Here is a 17,610-nt window from a genome sequence, read left to right as displayed (position 1 = left end):
CTGGATACCTGAGCTGTGCTGATTATCAAAACGACTGCACTTTTTATTGTCACCGCGATAGTGGAAATTCTCGGCTGCTTCCTGCCCTACCTCTGGTTGCGCAAAAGCGGCTCCGTCTGGCTACTGCTGCCCGGCGCCTTGAGCCTGGTCGCATTTGTGTGGCTGCTGTCCCTGCACCCGGCCGCGAGCTGTCGCGTCTACGCCGCCTACGGCGGTGTCTATGTGGTAACCGCGCTGTTCTGGCTACGCTATGTCGAAGGCATAGAGCTGTCCACCCACGACTGGGTCGGCGCGAGCGTGGCGCTGTGCGGCATGGCCATAATGGTCTCCGGCTGGAGGCACTCGTAAAGCGAACGCGGTTCTGCTGGCCGACGAGCGAGCGGTTAACGGAGCTGCACCACGCTCGAGCGGGCGCGGCGCAGCCGGCAGGTGTTGGGCAGCCTTTTGTCTACTGCTGCTACGGCGAGCCTTATTGAATGCCCGCAGTCATCTCCGAGCCGCGCTCCCCAGCCTTCTCCCGGCCGTGCACAATCCGGTACAGCAGCGGCAGCACGAACAGGGTCAGCAGAGTCGAGGAGATAATCCCACCGATCGCCACCGTGGCCAGCGGCCGCTGCACCTCGGCGCCGGTGCCGGTATTGAGCACCATGGGCACGAAGCCGAGGCTCGCCACCAGCGCGGTCATCAGTACCGGGCGCAGACGGGTCATGGCGCCGTCGACGATGGACGCCAGCAGTTCACCGCCCTCCTGGCGCAGCTGGCGGATAAACGACAGCATCACCAGGCCGTTCAGCACCGCGACACCGGAAAGCGCGATAAAGCCCACCCCGGCTGAGATCGACAGCGGCATGCCCCGCAGCCACAGCGACAGCACGCCACCGGTCAGCGCCAGCGGCACCCCGGTAAAGATGATCAGCGCATCCCTCAGCGAGTTGAAGGCCATCAGAAGCAGGCCGAAAATAACGGCGAGCGTCAGCGGCACGACCAACGACAGCCGCTGGCTGGCCGACTCCAACTGTTCGAAGGTACCGCCGTAATCCAGCCAGTAGCCCGGCGGCAACTGCACCTGTGCGGCGATACGCGCCCTCGCCTCCTCGACGAACGAGCCCAGATCGCGCTCGCGCACGTTGGCGGTAACCACGACCCGGCGTTTACCGTTTTCGCGACTGATCTGGTTCGGCGCCGGCGCCAGTTCCAGGCTGGCGACTTCCGACAGGGGCACAAAAGTACCCAGCGGGCTCCCCGTGGGCAGCGGCACCGGCAGGTCGCCGAGACGCTGGTAGTCCCGGCGTATTGCTTCCGGCAGGCGCACCACCAGCTCGAAACGGCGGTCACCCTCGTAGATAAGCCCCGCGGATTGCCCGCCGATCGCGGTGGCGACCAGGTTCTGCAGTATCTGCACGTCCAGTCCGTAGCGGGCGAGCGCAATACGATTGGGCACCACCGACATTACCGGCAGGCCCTCGACCTGCTCCATGCGCGCGTCTGCGACGCCCTCGATAGCATTCAGTACGGCGAGAATCTCGCCGGCGGATGCCGCCAGCTGATCCAGGTCATCGCCGAATATCTTGATGCCGAGATCAGCGCGCACGCCTGAGATCAGTTCGTTGAAGCGCATCTGTATCGGCTGGGTGAACTCGTAATTGTTGCCCGGCACCTGCGCCGCCGCTGCCTGCAATTGTTCGATCAGCTGATCTTTTGTCAGGTTCGGATCCGGCCAGGCCGCGCGGGGTTTCAGCATCACGAAGTTGTCCGCCAAGTTGGGCGGCATGGGGTCTGTGGCGATATCCGGTGTGCCGATGCGCGCGTAGACCTTGTCGACCTGGGGAAACTCCCTCAGCCGCGCCTCCAGCAGCTCCTGCATTTGCACGGCCTGCTCCAGCCCGGTGCCCGGAATACGCAGCGCGTGCAGTGCGATATCCCCCTCGTCGAGCTGCGGAATAAACTCCGAACCGAGGGTAGTGGCGAGCCAGCCGCACAGCAGCACCAGCGCCAGAGCAGCGGACAGCACCAGCCAGCGGACCTGCATCGCGGCGAGCAGCGCCGGCCGGTACAGGGATTTGGCGGCGACGATCAGGCGGTTCTCCTTCTCGCTGATTTTGCCGGTCAGGAAAACCGCCACCGCCGCCGGCACCACCGTCAGGGACAAAGCCAGCGCTGCCAGCAATGCCATCACCACCGTCGCCGCCATGGGATGGAACATCTTGCCCTCGACACCGGTGAGGCTGAACAGCGGTATGTATACCACCGTGATGATCAGCACCCCGAACAGGCTCGGGCGGATCACCTCGTTGGTGGCGTGGAATACCAGTTCCAGCCGCTCCGGCAGTGCCAGCGGCCCACCATGGCGGCGCTGCGCCTCCGCCAGGCGGCGAATGGAGTTTTCGACGATGATCACCGCACCGTCGACGATCAGGCCGAAATCCAATGCGCCCAGGCTCATCAGATTCGCGGAAACGCCGGTTTTCACCATGCCGGCAATGGTCGCCAGCATCGCCAGAGGGATCACCGCGGCGGTGATCAAGGCCGCGCGCAGATTGCCCAGCAGCAGAAACAGCACCGCGATCACCAGCAGCGCGCCTTCGAGCAGGTTCTTCCGTACCGTGGCGATGGTTTTGTCCACCAGTGTGGTGCGATCGTAGACCGCTTCGAGCTTGATACCCTCAGGCACGGACGCCCGCACTTTCTCCAGCGCGAGCGCCACATCCCGCGCGACTGTGCGGGAGTTTTCCCCCACCAGCATCATCGCGATGCCGAGCACGGTTTCGCGGCCATCGCGGGTGGCCGCGCCGGTGCGCAGCTCCCGGCCGATGGCCACCGCGGCGATATCAGCAATCTTCACCGGCGCGCCGTCGCGATTGGTCACGACGACATTTTCTATGTCCGCGATATCTTGCAACTGCCCGGGGGAGCGCACCATCAGCTGGCGACCGTTGCGCTCCACATAGCCCGCGCCGCGGTTGTCGTTGTTGCGCCGCAGGGCTTCGGCGATTTCCTCCATGGAGACGCCGAAGTTGAGCATCTGTCGCGGGTCCGGCGTCACGTGGTACTGCTTGTCGTAGCCACCGAAAGTGTTCACCTCGGTGACGCCGGGCACCAACGCCAGCTGTGGCTTGATGATCCAGTCCTGGATTTCCCGCAGCGCCATTGCGTCGTAGGGCCGGCCGTCGGGCTGGGTTGCGCCGGGCAGCGCCTCCACCGTGTACATAAAGATTTCGCCGAGGCCCGTGGCGATGGGCCCCATCTCCGGCTCCAGTCCCGGCGGCAACAGGCTCTTGATAGCGCCGAGGCGGTTGTTGATCAGGTTGCGGGCGAAATAGAGGTCCGTGCCCTCCTCGAACACCACCGTCACCTGCGACAGGCCATAGCGGGAAAGGGAGCGTGTGTATTCCAGGCCGGGCAGGCCCGCCAGTGCCGTCTCCACCGGGAAAGTGATGCGCTGTTCCGTCTCCAGCGGCGAATAGCCGGGGGCCTCGGTATTGATCTGCACCTGTACATTGGTGATGTCCGGCACCGCGTCGATAGGAAGTAGCCGGTAGTTCCACAGGCCGAGCCCGATCAGAAGCAGGACCAGGGACAGCATCAGGTAGCGCCGCTCGATGGAGAGGCGCAGAATGGATTCAATCATCTTTTTGCCTCGTTCAGTGGTGGTGGCCGGCGCCGGACTTATCGCCAGATATTTCGAGATGGGCTTTGATCAGGTAGCTGTTTTCGGTGACATAGCGCTCCCCGGCTTTCAGACCGCCGTGCACTTCAGTCATGCGGCCGTCGCTGCGGCCAAGTTGCAGCGGGCGGGCTTCATAGCAGTCCCCTACTTTCACAAATACCACCGTGTCGTCGCGCAACGGCTGCAGCGCGCGGTTGTCGACCACAAGCGGCGCGCGCGACTCGCTGACCACCACTTCGCCCTGCACCATCAGATCGGCGGTCCAGAGTCCCTCGGGGTTGCCGATGGCTGCGCGCGCAAGCGCAAACGGCTGCCCTTCCGCTCCAGGGGACAGATTGGCGATGGTGGAGACCGCGCGCTGTTTGCCGGCGCTGACGACGACCGGCTGGCCGCGCGCTATCTGTGCGCGGCGGCCGGGAAACACCCGCAGCTCCGCCCAGAGTTGCTCGTAATTGGCGATGGTAAACAGCACCCGGCCACCGCTGAACTCGCCGCCGCTCGCCTGCTTGTCGATAATCTGGCCGTCTATCGGCGCCAGCAGGGGATAGATCTGCAGGCTGTCGTTGGACTCGACGGTGGCGAGCCGCTGGCCTTTCCTGACCCTGTCCCCGATCTCCACCATCACCTCGGTAATCGGGCCGGGAAAGCGGGCGCGCACATGGCTGATACTGCCGTGATCCACCGCAGTCTTCCCGTAGAGAGTGACGGTTTCGCGGATGCTGCCGGGGCCGGCGACTGCAGTTTCTATGCCCGCCTTGCGCGCGGTTTTTGCGGCGATCTCCACCCTTTCTTCGGCTGCGCCGTGCTCGCCTGGCTCATTGTGGTGATCCGCACCGCTGGCAAATGCCGGCGGGGGCACTGTCACTGCGCTCAGGCCTAGGAAGAGAACTGCCAGTAGCGCTCTTGAATACAAAATTCTGTTCATCGTAAGTCTCAATCTTTATTTACTGTGCGCGGGCGCTGTCGGCAGCAGCGGTGCGGCCGTCAGCTGCTCTATCTCAGCGCCGTAAAGCAGCGCCGCTCTGGCGGCTTCGATATGCGCGCGCTGCGCGTTGAGGAGTTCCTCGCGGGCCGTCACCCACTCCACGTAGGAGTAGCGCCCGCGTCGATAGGCGCGCTCCACCTGTTTCAGGGCTTCTCGCAGTGTGGGGATAATGGACCGGTGCAGCGCTTCCGCCGCCGCCAGGGCCTGCTCGCGACCGCTGACGGCGCGATACAGCTGGCTGTGCAGCCGCAGCAGCGCCGCCTCGCGGCGCAGTGCCACCTGATCGCGCTCCGCCGTGGCCGCTGCGACGGCGCCTATGTTGCGCCGGGCCGGAAACAGCGGCAGCGCGACGCCCGCCACCAGTGTGGTTTCATCAATCTCCCGGGACTGACGCACACCCACAGACCAGCCGATATCCAGGCTGGATTGGGTCTCGGCCAGGCGCAGCTCGGATTCGCGCAGCCGCTCTTCCGACGCAAAACGGGCGATGGCCGGGTTCTGCTGCGCCTGTGCGTAGAGTTCGCTGAAGCCGGCGGAGGGGGCGAAGCGGTAGAGTCCGCGGCTGTCCACGCCGAAATCCTCACCGGGCTCTCCCCACAGGGCCGCCAGGGCCCGTTTGTGATAGCTCAGCAAGCGCTGCTCGGACTGCTCGGTGAGCCTGGCCTCGGCCAGCGCCGCCTCCGCCCGCAGCCCTTCCGCCAGCGGCGCAGCCGCGGCATCCACCCGCCGCTTGACACCGCGGAGCGTATCCTGAGCCAGGCGCACGGATTCGCCCGCCAGCGCCACCCGCTCCGTGGCAGCCAGCACCTCGGTGTAGCGACGGATCACCGCGCCCAACAGGTCGAGCGCCTTGACCTGCTTATCCACCAACAGCAGGTCGCGGGCGGCGTAGACGGTATCGATCCGGGCCTGGCGCTGGCCTCCCAGCTCGATGACCGAGGAAATCGACACGGTCAACTCCGCGTCGCGGGCGCCGCCGGTGCCGGCAAAGTTCTCCAGCTCGGCGTCCAGCGCCAGCGGCGGCCGCAGGGCAGCCGTCAGTGCCCGGCCCTGCAGGGCGCCGTCGCGCATCCGGAACACCGCCAGCTCCGGGTTCTGCGCCAGGGTCCGCTCGATCGCGGCGGACAGTGTCAACAACGCCCCAGTCTGTGCCGAGGCTGACGACGCGGGGATAAGAAGTACCGCCACCAGTAGCCAACTGCTGGCGTGGCGATACGGCGCACCCAGTGAGCGCGCAGCGAAAAAAAGCATGGAAATCTCCCAAGTCACATCAGGTTTAGCGCGCGTCCCACTGGGCACGCGCGCGAAAACGCAATCAGACTCGGGCTATGGGTGGGCGAAAGAGGGCAGAAAAATACCCGGCGGGCACGGAAAAGTCCGCGCACTCCTGAAAAACAAGCGCACCGAACGGCGCTTGCGGCAATGACTGCACTGTGAGGCCGGCGACCCCGCAGCCGTGGCAGTGACAGCAGTGATGGCAGAAATCCAGCGCTGGCGCCGCCTGACCGGAATTACCGGGGGTCTCAATTTCAGCAACAACAAAAGATTGCGCATCTCGGTCGTCGTCCGCAATCTCAGCCGGGCCAACGGCGGCATCGAGATGGTGTGGTGGTAAGTGGGTGGCGATTTCCTGCAACTGCTCGTGGCTATCATAGAACGCCACCGCGGTCTGGAAGACCAGCAGCGCGATCAGCAGATAGCCCAGGCGCATTGCATTCATGATTTCACAGCATTGACAACATTGAGGAAAATAGTCCCAAAACTCTAGCAAACCAGAGATATGCGCTCAACCTCGCAATCCTCCCTCCGTCCCCGGCCCGCCCGCCGCCGGGTTCAATTGGTCTCTGCCGCCGAGGAAAGCTTTGGCTTGGCAGAGTGCGGTCGATGACCCGGCCCCCCGCTATCGAGCAATATGACCCGGCAGTTTCCCTGTAGCTGCCGGGCTGAGGTAAGGTTCGGGTTGAGACGGCCCTGAGCGGGCGACCAAAGACAAAAAGGCAGTCTATTCAATAATTTATTTGTGTTAATTAATGTAAAAAGTCGCGATTTTGCAGTCCGGCGTAACACTGTCTACGGATAGAATTGGCACGCAATGGCAATTTCTGCGCCACATCAAGCAACGCTGTACCCCATAAATCCTTCTGGAGACACCATCTGTCTCGGATTGGACGCATTTCATGCCTTTTGGAGCTTTCAGCCTTTATACTTGTCCTAAGCTATAGGTCGCCGCCATCCACCCGGCGCCGGCAGCCTATGAAGTAGGACGTATAAAGAGACTCCCTATGCTTACCAATCGGATCGCCGCCCTGTTTTCCGGCTTCTTGTTCCTCTCCCTGTTCTCCGCGACCACGTTCGCCGATACCAGCGCTCTGCAGCCCGAGCAAGACCAGGGCGGTACGGCGCGCGAGATCGTCGGCAAGCTGGAAATGCTGCATTACAACAAGCTGAAAGTTGGCGACGAGATGTCCGAGGGCCTCTGGGACGAATATATCGAGGCCCTGGATCCGACCAAGAGCTATTTCCTCGCCTCGGATATCAGTGAGTTCCGCGCGTCGCGCAGCAAGCTCGACGACGAACTGCGGGCGGGCCAGGTCAAGGCCGGTTTTGATATCTACAACCGCTACCGCCTGCGCGTGACCGATCGCCTGAACAACATCCTCTCGCAACTGGACAAGGGCTTGCCCGCGTTCGATTTCAACCGCGATGAATCCCTGGAAATAGATCGCGAAGAGAGCCAGTGGCCGGCGTCCATCAGTGCCGCCGACGAGCTGTGGCGCAAGCGTCTGAAGAGCAGCGTGCTGAACCTGCGGCTGACCGACAAGACCGATGAAGAGATCCGCGATCTGCTGGTACGCCGTTACAGGGGCCAGTTGAAGCGTGTCGAGCAGCAGTCGAGTGACGATGTGTTCGAACTCTATATGAACTCGCTGACTCGGCTGTACGACCCGCACAGCAACTACCTGTCGCCGCGCTCGCTGGAAAACTTCAACATGAGCATGTCACTGTCCCTCGAGGGCATCGGCGCTGTGTTGCAGGCCGACGAGGAATACACCAAGGTCGCGCGACTGGTGGCCGGCGGTCCCGCTGACCGCACCGGCAAGATCAAGCCCAATGACAAGATCGTCGCCGTGGGCCAGGACAAGGAAGGTGAAATGGTCGACGTGATCGGCTGGCGCCTGGACGATGTGGTCGACCTGATCCGCGGCCCCGCCGGCACCTTCGTGCGCCTGGAGACCATCCCCACCGGTGGCGACGGCAGCCACAAGACCATCCTGATCCAGCGCAGCAAGGTCAAGCTGGAGGACCAGGCGGCCAAGAAAGCCATCTTTGAGTTCTCCGACGGCGAGAAGAATTACAAGATCGGCGTGATCAACCTGCCGACCTTCTATATCGATTTCGAGGCCTATCGCCGCCGCGACCCCAATTACAAGAGCACCACCCGCGATGTGGCCAAGCTGCTCGAGGAGTTGAAGGCGGAAAACGTCGACGGCGTGATCCTGGACCTGCGCAACAATGGTGGCGGCTCTCTGCAGGAGGCCACCATGCTCACCGACCTGTTCATCGACCAGGGACCGGTGGTGCAGATCCGCCACGCCAACGAGCAGATTTCGCGGCACAACCGCTCGCGCTCCCGCGCCATGTACCGCGGCCCGCTGATGGTGCTGATCAACCGCCTGTCCGCGTCCGCATCGGAGATCTTTGCCGGTGCCATCCAGGACTACAACCGCGGTCTCGTGGTGGGCAACCAGTCCTTCGGCAAAGGCACCGTACAGACCATGGCGCCGCTGAAAGAGGGACAGCTGAAGATCACCCAGTCCAAGTTCTACCGCGTCTCCGGTGACAGCACCCAGCACGCCGGTGTGACTCCGGACATCCCGATGCCGCAGCTGATCGATGCGGAGAGTGTCGGTGAGAGCGCCTACGACACCGCCCTGCCCTGGGACCGCATCCACGCAGTGCCGCACGCGAAGTACTTCAACCTGAAGGACATGCTGCCGGACCTGATCAGCAAGCATAACCAGCGCACTTCTGCCGATCCGGATTTCATTTTCCTGCGCGAGCAGTTCCAGTTTGAAACCGAGCGCGCGGACCAGAAGTTCGTGTCCCTGAATGAATTTGCCCGGGAAGAGGAGCGCAAGGACCTGAACGAGCGCCTGCTGACCATGGAAAACCGCCGCCGCTCCGCCAAGGGGCTGGAACCCTACGCGACCTTCGAGGCCTATGAGGAGAGCGAAGCCGAGGATGTGGCAGCCATCGGCGGTCCGGTGGAGATCGAACTGGATAAGGATCCGATCCTGAACGAAGCGGGATTCATCATGGCGGACTTTATCGGCCTGTCCGACAAGATCGCCAAGACCCCACCGCAGGTGGCCGACTTTAACTCGCGTTAATTGCGTCTATTTGTTCGCTCAATATCAAGGGTGCGCTAAGCGCACCCTTTAACCATAAGAATTCAGGTTGGGCCCGCCCGACCTTTTTATTTTCCGGGGGAGAAATGAAAGTCGTTTCCTTTAACGTCAACAGCATCCGCACGCGCCTGCACCAGATGCAAGCTCTGGTCGAAACCCACAAGCCGGACATTATCGGCCTCCAGGAAACCAAGGTCACCGACGAAGACTTCCCGGTGGACGACATCCGCGACCTGGGTTACGAAGTCATCTACTTTGGTCAGAAGACCCATTACGGCGTCGCCCTCCTCTCCCGCCTGCCGTTTATCGATCGCGAATACGGCTTCCCGAAGGATGAGGACAATGCGCAACGCCGCATGGTGATGGGCAAGTTCGATATCGGCGGCAAAGAGCCACTGACGGTCATCAACGGCTATTTTCCTCAGGGAGAGAACCGCGGGCACCCGGTCAAATTTCCGGCCAAGCGCAAGTACTACGCGGACCTGGACGACTATCTGCAGACCACCTGCAAGCCGGAAACCCCCGTACTGGTGATCGGCGATATGAATATCTCCCCCACCGATCTGGACATCGGCATAGGCGACGACAATCGCAAGCGCTGGCTGCGCGACGGCAAGTGTAGCTTCCTGCCGGAAGAGCGCGAGTGGTTGCAGAAGATCCAGGACTGGGGCCTGGTTGACACCTTCCGTGCCCGGCACCCTGAAACCGACGACATTTTCAGCTGGTTCGATTACCGCAGCCGCGGCTTCGACCGCGAGCCGAAACGCGGCCTGCGCATCGATCTGATCCTGGCCACCAAGAAACTGGCAGAAGCCTGCGTGGACGCCGGAGTCGACTACGATATCCGCGCCATGGAGCGCCCGTCGGACCACGCGCCGGTGTGGGCCGAGTTCAAACTGTAAGCTGACTCTGCACGGGCCGGCCGGCTTCCCGCCGCCCGGCCCTTCTTCGGCCTTTTCATATATGGTTTTTCATATATACTTCTGGCCATATATATCCAGGCAACCCTCATGAAAAAGCGCGTACTGTTCCTCTGCGTCGGCAACTCAGCCCGCTCGCAGATGGCCGAAGCCCTGTTGCGACACCAGGCGGGCGAATACTTCGAGGCCTGCAGTGCCGGCACGGCGCCGGAAGCAGTGGATCCGAGGGCGATACTGGCCCTCGAAAAACAGGGCATTTCGACGGCGGGCCTGCACTCGAAACCGGTCGAGACATTCGCGGGGCAGAAATTCGACTTCATGATCACCCTCTGCGACAAGGCGCAGCGGGAGTGCCAACCGCTGCCCGGAGTCTGCGAGCTGATCGCCTGGGATTTTACCGATCCCAAGACCCGCACTTGCCCGAGGCCCTTCGAGACTACGCTGAAGGAACTCGGGGAGCGCATCAAGATGTTCGCCCTGGTACAGACCCGAGAGCTCAGTCGATGCCTATGAATCCCCTGTCTTTCTACAAATGCCTCGCCGACGAGACGCGGCTCCGCAGCCTGCTGCTGATCGCCCACGAGGGAGAACTCTGCGTTTGCGAATTGACTGCGGCGCTCGGCGAGAGTCAGCCAAAGATTTCCCGGCACCTGGCACAACTGCGCAACTGCGAGCTGTTGCAAGACCGGCGTCAGGGTCAGTGGGTGTTCTATAGCATCAACCCTTCCCTGCCCGATTGGGCCAGAAAGGTACTGAACGAAACCCTGGAAGCCAACCGGCAATTTGTGCAAGAAAATCTGGGCAAACTGTGCCGGATGGGAGATCGGCCCGAGCGTGCAAGGCTCTGTTGCTGAAAAAAAATTTGCCCAAATACATACGTTTTTTCATACGTCTTTATATACACGACCTCGGTTAATCAATGATATTGGAGATCAGCCATGGCGATAAAAGTGGGCATCAATGGCTTTGGCCGCATCGGTCGACTGGTACTGAGAGCCGCCTGGGACTGGCAAGATGTTGAGTTCGTGCAGATCAACGACCCGGCCGGCGATGCGGCGACGCTGGCGCACCTGTTGAATTTCGACTCCGTGCACGGCCGCTGGCGCCACGACGCGGCAGCGGAAGACGGAGCCCTGGTTATCGAGGGCCGGCGACTGAAGTGCACCGCCAACAGATCCATCGCCGACACAGACTGGTCGCAGTGTGATCTGGTGATCGAGGCCTCGGGCAAAATGAAATCCACTGCGCTGTTGCGGGCCTACCTCGAGCAGGGTGTAAAGCGCGTGGTGGTATCGGCACCGGTGAAGGAGCCGGATGTGCTCAATATCGTGATGGGCGTCAACCATCATCTCTACGACCGCCAGAAGCATCCGATCGTCACCGCCGCGTCCTGCACCACTAACTGCCTGGCGCCGGTAGTCAAGGTGATTCACGAGAACCTGGGTATCAAGCACGGCTCCATAACCACCATTCACGATCTGACCAACACCCAGACCATCCTCGACGCACCCCACAAGGACCTGCGTCGCGCCCGCGCCTGTGGCATGAGCCTGATTCCCACCACCACCGGCTCCGCCACCGCCATCACCGCCATCTTTCCGGAGTTGACCGGCAGGCTCAATGGGCATGCGGTGCGCGTTCCGCTGGCCAATGCGTCACTCACGGACTGCGTATTTGAAGTTGAGCGAGCGACGACGGCCGAAGAGGTGAACCAGTTGTTAAAGCGTGCGGCGGAAAATGAATTGAAAGATATTCTCGGCTACGAGGAGCGGCCGCTCGTTTCTGTCGATTACAAGACCGACCCGCGCTCCAGCATCGTCGACGCGTTGTCGACCATGGTAGTCAACAACACCCACGTCAAGATCTACGCCTGGTATGACAACGAGTGGGGCTATGCCAACCGCACCGCGGAGTTGGCGCGGATGGTGGGATTAATGGACCGGGCTTCCTGAGAATACCTATCGAATCTCTCCCGTAGGAGCGGCCCATGGCCGCGATCGAATTCGCAGCCAATCCTTTACATCGATCGCGGCCATGGGCCGCTCCTACATTGTCAGTAATAACTTCCTATGCATGTGATTTCATCCCTATCGCCCCAGGTACGCCAGTACCTGCTGATCACCGCGAACTACTGGGCCTTTACCCTGACCGACGGCGCGCTGCGCATGCTGGTGGTGCTCTATTTTCACGATCTGGGCTACACGCCGCTGCAGATCGCCATGCTGTTTCTCTTCTACGAGATCTTCGGGGTCATCACCAACCTGGTTGGCGGCTGGCTGGGCGCACGCCTGGGCCTGAACCGCACCATGAACATCGGCCTCGCACTGCAGGTGATCGCACTGGCCATGCTGCTGGTGCCCACTGCCCTGCTGACAGTACCCTGGGTCATGGCCGCCCAGGCGTTGTCGGGGATCGCCAAAGACCTGAACAAAATGAGTGCGAAAAGCGCGATCAAACTCCTGGTGCCCGCGAACGCCCAGGGAGCGCTGTACAAATGGGTGGCCCTGCTGACGGGTTCCAAGAACGCGCTGAAAGGGATTGGCTTTTTCCTGGGCGGCGCGCTGCTGGCCTTGCTCGGTTTCAGAGTCGCAGTGCTGGTGATGGCTCTCGGCCTGACAGCCGTCTGGCTGCTGAGCCTGATTTTCCTGAAGAAAGATCTGGGCAGAGCCAGGGCGAAAAGCAGGTTCCGCGATATCTTCTCCAAGAGCCGTGCGGTCAATGTGCTCGCCGCCGCGCGCCTGTTTCTGTTCGCCTCCCGCGATGTCTGGTTCGTGGTGGCGCTGCCGGTCTTTCTCGCCAGCCAATTTCAATGGGATCACTGGCAGGTCGGCGGCTTTCTCGCACTCTGGGTCATCGGCTACGGCGCGGTGCAGGCGATGGCCCCCGGAATTACCGGGGCTGCCGGCAAGCAAGCGGACCAATTCCCCAGCGGAGATTCCGCGGTCCGCTGGGCCACCGTGTTAGCGCTGATACCTGCACTGATCGCCATTGCACTGTATGCGGGATTCCACCCGGCAATCAGCCTTCTTGGCGGACTGCTGCTGTTCGGTATCCTGTTTGCGATCAATTCCGCGTTGCACAGCTATCTGATTGTCAGCTACGCGCGGGAAGATGGTGTCTCCATGGACGTGGGCTTCTACTATATGGCCAATGCGATGGGGCGCCTGCTCGGTACTGTGCTGTCGGGCTGGGTCTATCAGGCGGCCGGGCTGCAGGCCTGCCTGTGGATTTCCAGTGCGTTTCTGGCGCTGGCAGCGGCGCTGTCGCTGCTGCTGCCAGAGCACCACGTCAGCCCGGACGGCGGTTAATCAGCGAGCGCCCTGTCAATCACCGCTGCCAGGCGCACGCCCCCCTGTCGCAGGCGCTGTGCAACGATTCCCCGATTGCGCAGGTAGTATTCCTCTCCCAAATGCGCGCTCGGCGTGTAGGCGCTGTCATGCACTAGGCGATGGGACTCTGCGGCCCAGTCCGATGCAGCGCTGGATCTCCACGTCTTGTACTGCTCCCTGTCGATATTTCCGATCTGTTGATGCGCATACTGTTGCCAGTCCAGCACAAAACCGGCGGGCAGATAGATATCCCAGAGTGCGTGCAGATTGGTCGGCATACCGAAGAACTCAACGGCAATGTCATTGCCGCCCCTGTCCGCCGATAAGCCGGTGTGCAGCGGCTGGTGCAGGTCCCCGACAAAGTGCGCAACGAACAACAACGCCTCAGCGCGCTCGGCCTGCGGCGCATCCCGATCGCTCAGTACGGCTTCAAAATGCGCGATGGCTTTCAGGATGCAGCCCGCCGCTGGACAGTCCCTGGACTCGCGGTAGCCGTCCCATTGTATTGGCAGGCTGATATAGTGCAGTGGCGCCGCCCAGTCGTAGCTGCTGTTGCTGCGGATGCGGTCGGCCCAGGTGGTCGCCTCCGCGAGGCTGGGTTCCCCTGCTATCTGCAGCAGTGCCTGCACTTCCTCTCTCACTTCCGGATCCAGGTATTGCCAGGCGATTTCCCCCACGACCCGGTGCCCGTCCTCGCCCCAGGCAAATACTTCCAATGAAACGAATGCACAAAGAGAAAAAGCCATTAATCGAATCAGTTTAATTAAGTGAGCCATCAGGAGTTCTTCCACAATTAACATGCTTCGATCAATCTAATTACTATTTGTGACAAACGCTCGCGAATTATATTTCTGTTACAAAACTGATATAAAAACGCAACAAGCCCTTCACCTTCCCGTCAATTACTCCTGTTAAAAAGCGCTCTGGCCTGTGCCCGAAACCATGTGGCGCCAGTGCCAATTAAAAAAATATCTCTGCCAATCTTATTGGCCATTTCAAGACCAGGAGAAAAATATGAAACGCTGCTTGTTCCCGCGCGCGCTCTTATCCGCCGCGGTGATCTCGGCGATGGGCACGATGCCCGTGGCCGTTGCGCAGGAGACTTCCGCTTCCATTCGCGGCATAGTTACCGGCTTTGACGGCCAGCCAGTTACCAATGCAAAAGTGATCGCGGTGCACACACCGTCAAACAGCCGCAGTGAAATCCTGAGCGGCGAATCTGGCCGCTTCAACCTCAGCGGCCTGCGCGTGGGCGGCCCCTACCAGATTACCGTGGAATCCGAGCAGGGCGAGCGGGTCCTGAACGGTGTCTTCCTCACCCTGGGCGACCCGCTGTCGCTGCCGCTGAGCCTGGATACTTCCGCGCTGGAAGAGGTCAGTGTGGTCGCGCACATGGAGGACGGTGCCAACAAAGTTGTCGGACCCGCGTCGCGCTTTAACCTGAACGATCTGGAAAACACGCCCTCGGTCAACCGCGACCTGAAAGACCTGGTGCGACTCGATCCGCGCGTCTATATCGACGAATCCTACGCCGATGGCATCCAGTGTGCCGGTGCCAACCCGCGTTTCAACAGCCTCACCGTCGACGGCGTGCGCATGAACGATGACTTCGGTCTCAACAGCAACGGCTACCCCACCGAGCGCATGCCGTTCTCCTACGACGCCATCGACCAGGTCGCCCTGGAGCTGGCGCCCTTCGACGTCCAGTACGGCGGCTTCAGCGCCTGTAACATCAACGCGGTGACCAAGTCCGGCAGCAACGAATGGCACGGCTCGGTGGTGTTTGACTACACCGACGACGGCATGCAGGGCGATTCACTCGAGGGGGATGAGTTCTACGTCGAGTCATTCGACGAGCAGCGCTACGCCACTACGCTCTCCGGACCGATCATCCAGGACAAACTGTTCTTCTTTACCGCTTACGAAAAACTAGAAGGCGTAGACACCTTCGAGCGCGGCCCCGCCGGCTCCGGCGCGCCCACCGAAGTCCAGGGCGTGAGCCAGGCGCAGGTGGACGAGATACTGCGCATCGCGCGCGACGTCTACGGCTACGAGCCCGGCCGCCTGCCCACCAGCCTGCCGGTGGAGGACGAAAAGCTGCTGGTCAAACTGGACTGGAACATCGCCGACGGCCAGCGCGCCGCCTTCACCTACAACTACAACGACGGCTTCCATATCGCCGAGTCCGATGGCGACAGCAACGAGCTCGAGTTCTCCAATCACTACTACGAGCGCGGCGCCGAGCTGAACGCCTATGTGGCCCAACTCTTCTCCGACTGGAGTGACGTCTTCTCCACCGAATTCAAGATCGGCTACTCGGAGCTGGACAACCGGCAGCTGTCACTGGGCGGCACTGATTTCGGCGAAGTACAGATCCGCACTTCGAATGACCACGATGGCGACGGCAGCGCTTCCGATGCCATCGTCTACCTGGGCTCTGATGATTCCCGCCACGCCAATAAGCTTAAGTATGAGACGTTCACCCTCAAGCTGGCGGGCAACCTGCAGCTGAATGAACACAACCTCTATTTTGGCTACGAGCGTGACACGTTTGACGTATTCAACATGTTTGTGCAGGAGGCCGAGGGCGAATATATCTTCAACAGCATTGAAGATTTTGAAGCGGGCATCGCCGACCGCATCACTTACGAAAACGCCGCCGGCAGCAACAATGTTACGGATGCAGGAGCGGAGTTCGCTTACACGACCAACTCCCTCTACGCCCAGGACGAGTACCAGTTCAGTCAGATGGATCTGACCCTGGTGGCAGGCCTGCGCTATGACTGGTACACGAGCGACGACCATCCGGTGGAAAACCCCGCTGTGGAAGCGGCTTACGGTTTCGCCAATACGGAAAACATGGACGGCAAGGATCTGCTGCAGCCGCGCCTGAGCCTCAACTGGAACGTGAGCGACCAGCTGGAAATGCACGGCGGCATCGGTCTTTACTCCGGCGGCAATCCCAATGTGTGGATTTCCAACAACTACTCCAATAACGGTGTTATCCAGTTGGAACAAAGAGATGAAAGCGGTACACCTCTGTCGGATATGGCGTGGACCGGCAGCGGCCGCCCCATCTACGACATTCCCCAGCACCTCTACGATCAGGTGGCCAACGGCAGCACTTCCGGCAGCGTCAACCTGATGGACCCGGATTTTGAAATCCCCTCCAGCTGGAAGTACGCCCTGGGCGGCAGCTACCAGTTCGAAAACGGCTATCTGGCCAGTGCGGACCTGCTGTACAGCAGTTTCCAGGACGCGGCAATCATTCGCGATATCTCGCTGGAGCAGGTGGGCACCGCTGCTGCCGACGGCCGCCCGCTCTATGCCGCCAGCAACGGCCGCAAAGAAGACTATATGCTGACCAACGTGGACGGCGACTCCGGCTATTCCACCTCGCTGTCTCTGGGACTGTCCAAGTCGTTTGATTTCGGTCTGGATGTGGCGCTGGCCTACGCCTACACCGAGGCGGAAGACGTCAACCCGATGACCAGCTCCGTTGCCTTCTCCAACTACAGTGGTGTGGCTACCGCCAACGCGGAAGACCCCGGTACCGCGACATCCAATTATGTGATACCGCACCGTTTCACCCTGAAGCTGGATTACGGGCACGAGTTTGTCGACGGCTACGAGACCCGCGTGACCCTATTCGGCTCCCTGAATGAGGGCCGCCCCTACACCTACACCTTCTACAACCGCTATGGAGCTGGCTTCGGTGCCTACGCCGAACAGTACCGCCAGCTGTTGTATGTACCGAGCGGCGAAAGCGATCCGGGTGTGGTGTTTGGAGATGATTTCGATCGCGAAGCCTTCTTCGCCTGGGTCGACAAGGAGGGACTGGATCGCGGAGAGATCGTCGGGCGCAACGAGCTGACCAGCGACTGGTGGAGCCGCCTGGACCTGCGCATCAACCAGGAACTCCCCGGCTTCCGCGCCAACGACCGCGCCAACGCCTACTTCGTGGTGGAAAACCTCGGCAACCTGCTGAACGACGACTGGGGTGTGCTGTACGAGACCGGCTTCCCGCTGTCCCAGACGGCCGTCGAGGTCAGCCTGGACGAGCAAAACCGTTACGTGTTCGAGGAGTTTCTCGATCCGGCGGGGCAGACCCGGGTGGCCGAACCGTCCTTCTGGCGCGCTCGCCTGGGTATTCGCTACCAGTTTTGACTATATAGAGTGCCGGGCACAGCCCGGTACGCGGGCCCGCATTTAGAAATGGAATTGCAAGGGCGGACTCAATGTCCGCCCTTTTTTTGCCTGCAAAACGCTTTGTAGGAGCGGCCCATGGCCGCGATCGGAG

The 17,610-nt window shown here is 61.3% G+C and carries 13 protein-coding genes; 8 read left to right on the top strand and 5 right to left on the bottom strand.

The window, feature by feature from the left end; genetic code table 11:
• Positions 1–15 precede the first annotated feature (15 nt).
• Positions 16–348, top strand: coding sequence for a YnfA family protein (locus RRF64_RS02180; RefSeq protein ID WP_323844179.1), 333 nt, complete (start codon positions 16–18; stop codon positions 346–348).
• Between the two features lie 121 nt (positions 349–469).
• On the opposite strand, the gene RRF64_RS02175 is transcribed toward RRF64_RS02180, so the two are convergent.
• From RRF64_RS02175 to RRF64_RS02160, 4 genes are all read right to left on the bottom strand, one after another.
• Positions 470–3,628: an efflux RND transporter permease subunit gene (locus RRF64_RS02175; RefSeq protein ID WP_323844178.1), complete on the bottom strand. Its 3,159-nt coding sequence runs from the start codon at positions 3,626–3,628 to the stop codon at positions 470–472.
• Between the two features lie 13 nt (positions 3,629–3,641).
• The gene (locus RRF64_RS02170) at positions 3,642–4,532 is read right to left on the bottom strand and encodes an efflux RND transporter periplasmic adaptor subunit (protein ID WP_323844177.1); all 891 of its coding nucleotides are present in this window, start codon (positions 4,530–4,532) and stop codon (positions 3,642–3,644) included.
• 75 nt (positions 4,533–4,607) lie between these two features.
• Positions 4,608–5,903: a TolC family protein gene (locus RRF64_RS02165; protein ID WP_323844176.1), complete on the bottom strand. Its 1,296-nt coding sequence runs from the start codon at positions 5,901–5,903 to the stop codon at positions 4,608–4,610.
• A 64-nt stretch (positions 5,904–5,967) separates the two neighbouring features.
• Positions 5,968–6,372 (bottom strand): hypothetical protein, encoded by a 405-nt coding sequence (locus RRF64_RS02160; protein ID WP_323844175.1) that lies wholly within the window; start codon positions 6,370–6,372, stop codon positions 5,968–5,970.
• A gap of 562 nt (positions 6,373–6,934) precedes the next feature.
• Between RRF64_RS02160 and RRF64_RS02155 the strand changes: the two genes are divergently transcribed.
• The 6 genes from RRF64_RS02155 to arsJ all read left to right on the top strand — a co-directional run bounded on the left by RRF64_RS02155 (position 6,935) and on the right by arsJ (position 13,289).
• Complete coding sequence (locus RRF64_RS02155) at positions 6,935–9,043, top strand: carboxy terminal-processing peptidase (protein ID WP_323844174.1); 2,109 nt, start codon at positions 6,935–6,937, stop codon at positions 9,041–9,043.
• 104 nt (positions 9,044–9,147) lie between these two features.
• The gene (gene xthA / locus RRF64_RS02150) at positions 9,148–9,963 is read left to right on the top strand and encodes an exodeoxyribonuclease III (protein WP_323844173.1); all 816 of its coding nucleotides are present in this window, start codon (positions 9,148–9,150) and stop codon (positions 9,961–9,963) included.
• A gap of 108 nt (positions 9,964–10,071) precedes the next feature.
• Positions 10,072–10,494: an arsenate reductase ArsC gene (locus tag RRF64_RS02145; protein ID WP_323844172.1), complete on the top strand. Its 423-nt coding sequence runs from the start codon at positions 10,072–10,074 to the stop codon at positions 10,492–10,494.
• Positions 10,491–10,835, top strand: coding sequence for a metalloregulator ArsR/SmtB family transcription factor (locus RRF64_RS02140; RefSeq protein WP_323845583.1), 345 nt, complete (start codon positions 10,491–10,493; stop codon positions 10,833–10,835). Before RRF64_RS02145 ends, RRF64_RS02140 begins: the two co-directional genes overlap by 4 nt.
• Positions 10,836–10,919: 84 nt before the next feature.
• Positions 10,920–11,933 carry an ArsJ-associated glyceraldehyde-3-phosphate dehydrogenase gene (locus tag RRF64_RS02135; RefSeq protein ID WP_323844171.1) on the top strand — a complete coding sequence of 338 codons (1,014 nt, stop codon included), beginning with the start codon at positions 10,920–10,922 and terminating at the stop codon, positions 11,931–11,933.
• Between the two features lie 117 nt (positions 11,934–12,050).
• Positions 12,051–13,289, top strand: a complete 1,239-nt coding sequence (gene arsJ / locus RRF64_RS02130; protein ID WP_323844170.1) for an organoarsenical effux MFS transporter ArsJ — start codon at positions 12,051–12,053, stop codon at positions 13,287–13,289.
• Here arsJ and RRF64_RS02125 read toward each other — a convergent pair.
• Positions 13,286–14,026, bottom strand: coding sequence for a S1/P1 nuclease (locus RRF64_RS02125; protein ID WP_323844169.1), 741 nt, complete (start codon positions 14,024–14,026; stop codon positions 13,286–13,288). The genes arsJ and RRF64_RS02125 overlap by 4 nt on opposite strands.
• A gap of 298 nt (positions 14,027–14,324) precedes the next feature.
• On the opposite strand from RRF64_RS02125, the gene RRF64_RS02120 reads away from it, so the two are divergent.
• A complete protein-coding gene (locus RRF64_RS02120) occupies positions 14,325–17,477 on the top strand; it encodes a TonB-dependent receptor (protein WP_323844168.1) in 3,153 nt (1,050 codons plus the stop codon).
• Positions 17,478–17,610 lie beyond the last annotated feature (133 nt).

This window comes from Microbulbifer magnicolonia, from assembly GCF_035117725.1.
In the GTDB taxonomy this organism is placed as follows: domain Bacteria; phylum Pseudomonadota; class Gammaproteobacteria; order Pseudomonadales; family Cellvibrionaceae; genus Microbulbifer; species Microbulbifer magnicolonia.
This window is presented reverse-complemented; position numbering and strand designations above follow the sequence as displayed.